Source organism: Amnimonas aquatica (assembly GCF_002943415.1).
In the GTDB taxonomy this organism is placed as follows: Bacteria; Pseudomonadota; Gammaproteobacteria; order Pseudomonadales; family Moraxellaceae; genus Perlucidibaca; species Perlucidibaca aquatica_A.
The window spans coordinates 1-5,674 of record NZ_PTQZ01000112.1; the positions used below are offsets into that span (position 1 = coordinate 1).

The following is a 5,674-nucleotide window of genomic DNA, read 5'->3' on the forward strand; positions in this document are numbered from 1 at the left end:
GCGCTTCCCGCTGGCGCCGGGCCAGCGCGCGGTGCGTGTGCAGGATGCCGCGCTGGTGGAAGAGTTCATGCGTCTGTACGAGGAGGCGCCGGCCAAGGACGACATGCTGAAGGCGCTGCTGGCGCTCATGCCGGCACCCGCAGCGCCGGGCGAGGACGCCGCCGGCCGCCGGCTGGCGCCGGTGTTCGACCTGCTCCGCCAGCAGGGCGACGAGAACCACGGCCGCGACCGCGCCGCCGGCGTGGCGCACCTGTCGGCATCACGCATGATGCACCTGTTCCGCGCCGAGACCGGCATGAGCTATCGCGGTTTCCGCATCTGGAAGCGGCTGATCCTGGCGGCCGAGCATCTGCAGCGCACCGACTGCCTGACGCGCTCGGCGGTCGACGCCGGCTTCGCCGACGCCAGCCATTTCAGCAACTGCTACAAGCGCTACATCGGCGCCAGCCCGTCACTGGTGTTCCGCAGCCTGCAGCGTTTCGAGCGCTGAGCCCGGCGCGCGCTGGCCGACCCTGTGCTCAGCCCGGTCCCAGCGGCCAGCCCAGCACCAGCCACAGCGCCAGCAGGCCGCCCCAGCCCAGCAGCAGCACCAGCGAGTAGGGCAGCATCAGCGCCATCAGCGTGCCGATGCCGGCCTTCGGCTCGAAGCGCTGCGCGAAGGCCACCACCATGGCGAAGTAGGGCATGAGCGGGGTGATGATGTTGGCCACGCTGTCGCCGACGCGGTAGGCCGCCAGCGTGGCCTCGGCGGGAATGCCGGCGAGCAGGAACATGGGGATGAACACCGGCGCCATCAGCGCCCATTTCGCCGACGCCGAGCCGATCAGCAGGTCCAGGCCGACGGTGAAGAGCACGAACAGCAGCAGCAGCGTGACCGGCGCCAGCGCCAGCTCGCGCAGCCCGGCGGCGCCGGAGATGGCCACCAGCTGGCCGATCTGGCTCCACTGGAACCAGGCGATGAACTGCGCCGCGAAGAACATCAGCACCAGGTAGCCGGCGAGCGTGCGCAGAGTCTCCTCCAGCGCCGAGATGGCATCGCTGCTGCGTGTCCAGCGCCCGCTGACGCGACCGTAGAGCAGGCCGGCGATGCCGGCGTAGAGCGCCACCAGCACCACCACGCCCTGGATCAGCGGCGACTTCGCCACCGAGCCGTCGTCGCCGCGCAGGAAGCCGTCGGCGGGCAGCAGCGCGGCGAGCACGAAGCCGGTCACCAGCACGGTCCAGGCCAGCACGGCGAGGCCGGCGCGCGGGTGCAGGCGGTCGCTGTCATCGCTCGCGTCGCTGCCGTGGTCGGGACGGGCGCCGTCGGCGAAGCGCGGCAGGATCAGCCAGCGGTTGACCAGTGTCACCAGCGCGGTGACCACGAACACCGAGACCGCCATGAAGTAGTAGTTGGCGGTGACCGCGACCTCGGCCTCCGGGTGCAGCGTGCGCACGGCCTCGGTGGCGATGCCGGCGAGCAGGGCATCGACCGGGCCGATCAGCAGATTGGCCGAGAAGCCGCCGGAGACCGCCGCGAAGGCGCAGGCGATGCCGGCCAGCGGCGGCAGGCCGGCGCGCTGGAAGAGCAGGCCGGCGAGCGGAATCACCACCACGTAGCCGGCATCCATGGCGATGCTGGAGAGCACGCCGGCGAACGCCACCAGCGTCGGCAGGCCGTGGCCGCGGCTGGCGCGCACCAGCGCCGCGAGGGCGGCACCGAGCAGTCCGGAGCGCTCCGCCAGGCCGAGGCCGAGCATGGCCACCAGCACGCTGCCCACCGGCGCGAAGCCGGTGAAGTTGGTCACGCTTTCGGTGAGCACGCGGCGCAGGCCATCGGCCGAGATCAGGTTCACCGCGCTGACCGTGCGGCTGCCATCCGGCCAGGTCACGCTCCAGCCGGTCAGCGCCAGCAGCCACGACGCCACCGCGACCATGCCGCACAGCCAGACGAACAGCCAGGCCGGCGGCGGCAGGCGATTGCCGAGGGTTTCGATGCGGTCGAGCAGGCGGAGCAGGGGAGCAGACATGGCGGGCACGGAAGGCATTCTGACGATGCCCCGACCTTACCCGAATCCCGCCATCACAAACACCGCCGCCGGTGACGCCGCGATGACGCCGCCCCGGCCCGCCCGTCAGGGCGCGTCACTGTCCGTGAAAAGGCCGCGGGGGGATAGAGGGCGGAAAACTGTAGCGCTTCCGAGCGTGTTTTCCGCCCTCTGTCCCCCCGCGACCATCTGCACCGATGGTTCAGGCGCCCTGGCTGCCGGCCTGGATCGCCGTCAGCGCGATGGTGAACACGATGTCATCGACCAGCGCCCCGCGCGACAGGTCGTTCACCGGCTTGCGCAGGCCCTGCAGCATGGGGCCGACGCTGACGCAGTCGGCGCTGCGCTGCACCGCCTTGTAGGTGGTGTTGCCGGTGTTCAGGTCGGGGAAGATGAACACCGTGGCGCGGCCGGCGACCGGGCTGTCCGGCGCCTTCTGCCGGCCCACGCTCTCGATCGCGGCGGCGTCGTACTGCAGCGGGCCGTCCAGCGCCAGGTCCGGGCGCGCGGCGCGCGCCAGGCGGGTGGCCTCGCGCACTTTCTCGACATCTTCCCCGCTGCCGGAGTCGCCGGTGGAGTAGCTGAGCATGGCCACGCGCGGGCTGATGCCGAAGGCTTCGGCCGAAGCCGCGCTCTGCAGCGCGATCTCCGCCAGTTCGGGCGCGTTCGGGTCCGGGTTCACCGCGCAGTCGCCGTAGACCAGCACCTGGTCCGGCAGCAGCATGAAGAACACCGACGACACCAGCTTGTAGCCGGGCAGGGTCTTGATCAGCTGCAGGGCGGGGCGGATGGTGTTGGCGGTGGTGTGGATGGCGCCGGAGACCAGGCCGTCGACCTCGTCCAGCGCCAGCATCATGGTGCCCAGCACCACCGTGTCCTCGAGCTGGGCGGCGGCCATGGGCGCGTTCAGGCCCTTGCCCTTGCGCAGCTCCACCATGGGTTCGACGTAGCGCTCGCGCACGCGGTCGGGGTCGATGATCTCCAGGTCCGGCGGCAGCACGATGCCCTGCACGCGCGCCACCTCGTGCACCGCTTCCGGCTTCGCCAGCAGCACGCAGCGGGCGATCCCGCGCGCCTGGCAGATGGCCGCCGCCTGCACCGTGCGCGGCTCGCTGCCTTCCGGCAGCACGATGCGCTTGCGCGCGGCCTGGGCGCGCTGCACCAGCTGGTAGCGGAACGCCGCCGGTGTCAGGCGGGTGTCCTGCGGGCCGCCACAGCGCGTGCGCAGCCACTCGTGGTCGATGTGTCCGGCGACGAACTCGGTGACGCGCTCGGCGCGTTCGCGGTCATCGAGCGGAATCTCCTTGTTCATGCGGTTGAGGTTGGTCGCGGTGTCGTAGGAGCCGGTGGCCACGGTCAGCACCGGCAGGCCGCCCTGCAACGCGTTGCGGCAGAGGTCGAGCACGCGCGGATCGGGCAGGAAGTCGGTGCACAGCAGCAGGCCGGCCAGCGGCACGCCGTTCATGGCCGCCAGGCAGGCGGCGAGGATGATGTCGTCGCGGTCGCCGGGGGTGACCACCAGCACGCCCGGCTGCAGCAGCTGCACCGTGTTGGGCATGGCGCGCGCACACAGGATGACCTTCTGCACGCGCCGCTGCTCGTAGTCGCCGGCGTTGAGCACGCTGGCGCCGAGCAGGTCGGCGACATCACGCGTGCGCGGCGCGTTGAGTTCGTCCTGGAAGGGAATGGCGGCGACCAGGCGGAAAGCCTCGCCGGTGAACAGCGGCGAGGCCGCGCGCAGCGCCTGCACATAGGCATCATCGGCGACCTTGTTGACCACGGCGCCGACGATATTGGCCTGGCGCGGCCCGCCGAACTGCTGCACGTGCAGCTCGATGCGGTCGGCCAGCGCCTCCGGTGTCTCGCGGTCGGGCGCAGTGACGAGGATGGCCTCGGCGTTCAGGCTCTTCGCCAGCGCCACGTTGATGCGGGCGGCGTAGCTGGCCTGCCGGGTCGGCACCATGCCCTCGATGATCACCACGTCCTTGTCCTGCGCCGCCTGCTGATGCAGTGCCAGCAGCTCCTCCAGCAGGTCGTCGAGGTTGTTGTCGCCGAGCATGCGCTCGACATGCGCCAGCGTCAGCGGTTCCGGCGAGCGGATGCCGTGGGTGGCCGCGATCAGGCCGGTGGAACGCTCCGGTCCGGCATCGCTGCGGTGGTGCTGGGCGATGGGCTTGAGGAAGCCGACCTTGAGGCCGCTGCGCTCGAGCGCGCGCACCAGCCCGAGGCTGGTCGAGGTGAGGCCGACGCCGAAGCCGGTGGGGGCGAGCAGGAAGGTGTGCATGGCGACTCCTTGTGACGGGCGGCTGGGAGGGCTTCAGGCGCTGGCTTGCCGGTCGAGCACGGCCAGCGTGTCGCGCGCGATCTGGCGCTCTTCGTTGGTGGGCACGACGAGGATGCGCGGTCCGCGCTGCGGATCACCGGCGTGGATGGCGCCGGCGCGGCCGCGCACGCAGCGGATGTTGGCCTCGGCGTCCATGGCCAGTCCGAGCAGGCCGAGGTGGGCCACGGTCTTGGCGCGCACCAGCGCCGAGTTCTCGCCGATGCCGCCGGTGAACACCAGGCCGTCGAGGCGGGGCAGGGCGCAGCTCAGCGCCGCCAGCGACTTGGCCAGGCGGTAGCAGAACACCTCGATGGCCAGCGCGGCGCCGGCGTGACCCTGGTCGCGCGCCTGTTCCAGCGTGCGCATGTCGTTGGACAGACCGTCGGAGAGGCCGAGCAGGCCGCTGTCCTTGTTCAGCATGGTGTCGATCTTTTCCAGGCTCCAGCCCAGCGTGCGCGCCAAGTGCCCGTGCAGATTGGGGTCGACATCGCCGCTGCGCGTGCCCATCACCAGGCCTTCCAGCGGCGTCAGGCCCATGCTGGTGTCTCTGCTGTGACCATTGACGATGGCGCAGGTCGAGGCGCCGTTGCCGAGGTGGGCGGTGAGCCAGCAGCTGTCGTCGGCGTCGAGCCCGGCGATCTCCGCCGCGCGCGCGCTGACGTAGCGGTGGCTGGTGCCGTGGAAGCCGTAGCGACGCACGCCGTGCTCGCGGTACAGGCGCTCCGGCAGGGCGTAGCGGTAGGCGTGCTCGGGCAGGGTCTGGTGGAAGGCGGTGTCGAACACGGCGACCTGTGGCAGGTCCGGGTAGACCTTGATGGCGCCTTCGATGCCGAGCAGGTTGGCCGGGTTGTGCAGCGGCGCCAGCGGCGAAGTCTCGCGGATCGCCGCCAGCGTTTCCGGGCGGATCAGGCTGGCGTCGGTGAAACGCTCGCCGCCGTGCACGACACGGTGGCCGATGCCGTGCAGCTGTCCGCCGGCAGCCTGCTCCACCAGCGGCAGCAGGGCGGCCAGCGCATCCTGGTGGTCGCTGCCGGGAATGGCGCGCTCGACCAGCTCGTCGCCGTGCTGCCAGCGCAGCGTGGCCTCGCCGCCGCCGAGGCGTTCGGCGATGCCGTGCAGCGGGAAGGCTTCCTGCTGTTCGTCGACCAGCGCGAACTTGATCGATGAGCTGCCGCAATTGATGACCAGAACGCTCCGGGCCGTCATGTCGTGGGTGTCCTGCCGCTGTCGTGGGGAGGTGCCATGAAAGCGGCTGCGGCGGACATTGTCAAAGCCGCGCTGATCAGGTGCGCGAATGAGGCCGCGACCGGCCGGCCACAGCCGC

At 71.2% G+C, this 5,674-nt stretch carries 4 protein-coding genes; 1 reads left to right on the forward strand and 3 read right to left on the reverse strand.

Annotated features, from left to right (window positions below; translation table 11 throughout):
• Positions 1 to 490, forward strand: a 490-nt coding sequence (locus C5O18_RS05715; RefSeq protein ID WP_146089231.1) for a helix-turn-helix domain-containing protein, incomplete at its 5' end; no start/stop codon positions are given.
• Between the two features lie 28 nt (positions 491 to 518).
• On the opposite strand, the gene C5O18_RS05720 is transcribed toward C5O18_RS05715, so the two are convergent.
• From C5O18_RS05720 to C5O18_RS05730, 3 genes are all read right to left on the reverse strand, one after another.
• Complete coding sequence (locus C5O18_RS05720; RefSeq protein WP_105192262.1) at positions 519 to 2,009, reverse strand: AbgT family transporter; 1,491 nt, start codon at positions 2,007 to 2,009, stop codon at positions 519 to 521.
• A gap of 220 nt (positions 2,010 to 2,229) precedes the next feature.
• Complete coding sequence (pta, locus tag C5O18_RS05725; protein WP_105192264.1) at positions 2,230 to 4,311, reverse strand: phosphate acetyltransferase; 2,082 nt, start codon at positions 4,309 to 4,311, stop codon at positions 2,230 to 2,232.
• A gap of 33 nt (positions 4,312 to 4,344) precedes the next feature.
• Entirely contained in the window at positions 4,345 to 5,556 is a 1,212-nt protein-coding gene (locus tag C5O18_RS05730; protein WP_105192266.1) for an acetate kinase, read from the reverse strand.
• Positions 5,557 to 5,674: the final 118 nt, after the last annotated feature.

Coding starts and splice junctions, on each gene's coding strand:
- pta (WP_105192264.1), bottom strand. CDS start 4,311: ATGCACACCTTCCTGCTCGCCCCCACCGGCTTCGGCGTCGGCCTCACC.
- C5O18_RS05730 (WP_105192266.1), bottom strand. CDS start 5,556: ATGACGGCCCGGAGCGTTCTGGTCATCAATTGCGGCAGCTCATCGATC.
- C5O18_RS05720 (WP_105192262.1), bottom strand. CDS start 2,009: ATGTCTGCTCCCCTGCTCCGCCTGCTCGACCGCATCGAAACCCTCGGC.